Origin of the sequence: Pantoea sp. CTOTU49201 (genome assembly GCF_032054795.1) — a bacterium.
Taxonomy (GTDB): domain Bacteria; phylum Pseudomonadota; class Gammaproteobacteria; order Enterobacterales; family Enterobacteriaceae; genus Pantoea; species Pantoea symbiotica.
Window position 1 is genome coordinate 633 of sequence record NZ_DAMBSA010000476.1, and the last position, 2,601, is coordinate 3,233.

At 58.4% G+C, this 2,601-nt stretch carries 4 protein-coding genes; 1 reads left to right on the forward strand and 3 read right to left on the reverse strand.

The genetic code is table 11. The features are described 5' to 3' along the window. The first annotated feature begins 10 nt into the window (after positions 1-10). Positions 11-145 carry an amidase family protein gene (locus tag RTY00_RS24730; protein ID WP_409519163.1) on the forward strand — a complete coding sequence of 45 codons (135 nt, stop codon included), beginning with the start codon at positions 11-13 and terminating at the stop codon, positions 143-145. Positions 146-158: 13 nt separating this feature from the next. On the opposite strand, the gene RTY00_RS22405 is transcribed toward RTY00_RS24730, so the two are convergent. The 3 genes from RTY00_RS22405 to RTY00_RS22415 all read right to left on the reverse strand — a co-directional run. Then, the gene (locus RTY00_RS22405) at positions 159-566 is read right to left on the reverse strand and encodes a DUF2000 family protein (protein ID WP_312666327.1); all 408 of its coding nucleotides are present in this window, start codon (positions 564-566) and stop codon (positions 159-161) included. A gap of 34 nt (positions 567-600) precedes the next feature. Further along, positions 601-1,458 (reverse strand): AraC family transcriptional regulator, encoded by an 858-nt coding sequence (locus RTY00_RS22410; protein ID WP_312666329.1) that lies wholly within the window; start codon positions 1,456-1,458, stop codon positions 601-603. Positions 1,459-1,479: 21 nt separating this feature from the next. Next, the coding region (locus tag RTY00_RS22415) for an SLC13 family permease (protein ID WP_312666331.1) at positions 1,480-2,601 on the reverse strand (1,122 nt) is incomplete at its 5' end.

The following is a 2,601-nucleotide window of genomic DNA, read 5'->3' on the forward strand; positions in this document are numbered from 1 at the left end:
GATTTCAGCGGTGACCGGCGCACCGGCGATCAGTATTCCGGCAGGATTCAGCGCCGACGGTTTGCCGATTGGGCTGGAGCTGCTGGCGCTGCGTGGGCGGGAAGATTTGTTGCTGAGTGCGGCGGATAAATTCAGGTGCGCATAAATGCGCACCCTTCTTACCCGTGCAACGCCAATCCCTTAATCGCCTTATCCACCGCTTTCTTCGGGCCGCGCAGCGCAATGCCGACCAGATTCAAATTATCGGCATCCTCCGCCATAAACACTTCGCGGTTCGCCGCGTCGTGGCCGGTGGAGAACATCGCTTCCACGTAAGGAATAATGGTTAGCTCACTCTCCAATCCCTGACGATGCGCGCGCTGCAAACCGGTTAAATCCCCGGCAAACACCAGCATCGGCTGGCCCGCCATGTTGCCGTACTGTCGCGCTTTGGCATCAACATAGGGTTCGCCCATCATCTCGGGTGCGGCGGACGCTACGCCGGTGGCGAGAAACGCCACCACATTCAGGCGCTGCCAGGTGGCTAAATCATCACGTACGATCAGGGCGATTTTGGTATCAAACATCTGCAACAACTCTCCAATGACAACGAAAACCTCATCATCTAAGAGCGAGCGGGGAAGCGTATAGAACGTTTGTGCACTGACGTTGATAAGCGGCGGGCGTCATGCGATAGGCGCGCTGGAACCAGCGGCCGAGATGACTTTGATCGGCAAATCCTACCTGCGCTGCAACGTTTACCGGTTCAATGCCCTGCGCCAGCAAGGTGCGTGCGCTGCGTAAGCGTAAACGAACCAGATAAGCATGCGGCGATTGGCCGAACGCCTGTTTGAACTGGCGCGTCAGGCGGAAACGATCGATGCCGGAAAGGCGCGACAGCTCATCCAGACCAATATCCTGCGCCATAAAATCGTGCAGATAGTCGCGCAGCAACTGCATCTGACGCATCGCTTCGCTGTGCTGCACGCTGGGTTTGGTATCCAGATGGCGCGATAGCATGGTAAGCAAGTGATCGAGACTTTGATCGCGCGCCAACCGCCCTTCGCCCTGATGCACCGCAAACCAGGCTTGCTGAATGGCGCTGGCTAACAATGCATCATCTGTGAGCGTGTGGCGAAAAGCGCCTTCGATATTCGACACATCGCCCAATCCGCGCCGCTGCATCATCTCCGCCACCCAACTCTGCGGCAAATAAAGCATCACGTAGGTGAAACCCTCGGCGTCCGGCGCGTGTCCATCGTGAACCGCGCCTGGTTCAATCAGAATTGCCCGTCCCGGCGTGCTGGTGTGCAGCGAACGGTGGCAGTTGAAGCGTTGTAAACCTTGCTGCGTAACGCCCACCAGCAGTTCGTCGTGATCGTGCGGATCGTATGCGTGTCCGCGAAAATGCGCGTTGACGCTTTCAATCCCGGTCTCATCGTCACGACGAAAATCAACCCAATCGTTATTGGCTGGCATAAGCATTCTCAGGCGGAGATATCAGGCATAGCCTAGCAGCCGAAACCACAGGTAATCCAGCGGTAACAGCAACAGCACGCTAAGCAGAAAAATCAGCGCGCACAGCTGCAAACCGGCCTTCGCCGGAACATTGCCGAGTCCCATCGCCACCACCACCGGCGATGCCTGATACGGCAGCAGCGGCGTGGCGTAAGCAAACACCTGCAACATGATCACGGTGAGCAGCGGAAAGCCGGACGCGTTCGCCAGCTCTTGCGCCATCGGCGTCACCATCGCCGGTACGCCGTTGGCGGTGAGCACAAAATTCAGCAACGACACCAGCGCATTGAGTACTGCGAAATTGCTGAAGGATGGATGATCCTGCAGCGGCAGTACGTTAAGCAGCGCGTTGGCGATCATCCGTCCCAGGCCGGAATCCACCACCAGCGTGGCGACGCCGAGAATCCCGGCAATGTAGATGCAGGTGCGGAAATTCACCCCGCTGGCGAAGTCATCGCTGGAGATAAAACCCACGCGCGGCAGCAAACAGATGCAGGCGGCGGCCAATCCTACCCATGCAGCCGGTAAGCCGTGCACGCTGTCGGTCATCCACAGTAGCAAGGTGATCGCCAGCAGGCCTATCAAGCGCCATTCGCTGCGGCTGAGCGCGCTTAAGCTATCGCGCTGTAGCACCGCTTTGGGCTGCGCTCGAAACAGAAACAGCAGGCAAGCAATCAACAACAATCCTTTAGCGATGCCCACAACCGGCATATGCAGCAACCACCACGGCAGCCATTGCAGATGCAGCTGATACGCGCTCTCCGCAGCGCCGCTCAGCACCAGATTGGGCACGTTAGCGGGCAAAATACTGGCAGAGAGCTGGAAAGTGCCAAATCCCACCGCCAGCGCCAGGCCAATACTGCCGCGACTGCCCGGTCTGATTCCCACGCGTTCGCCCATCGCCAGCACCACCGGCATCAGCAGCGCGATGCGTCCCATATTTGAGGGCATGACAAACGCCAGTAGATAAGTCAGCAGCACGGTTCCTGCAATCATGCGCGGCCAGCTTTGACTGAGCGGTACTACCAGCCAGTTGGCCCAGCGCTGTGCAAGGCCGACTTTGCGGATCGCTGCGCCCAGCACAAAACCGCTGAGCACCAGCCA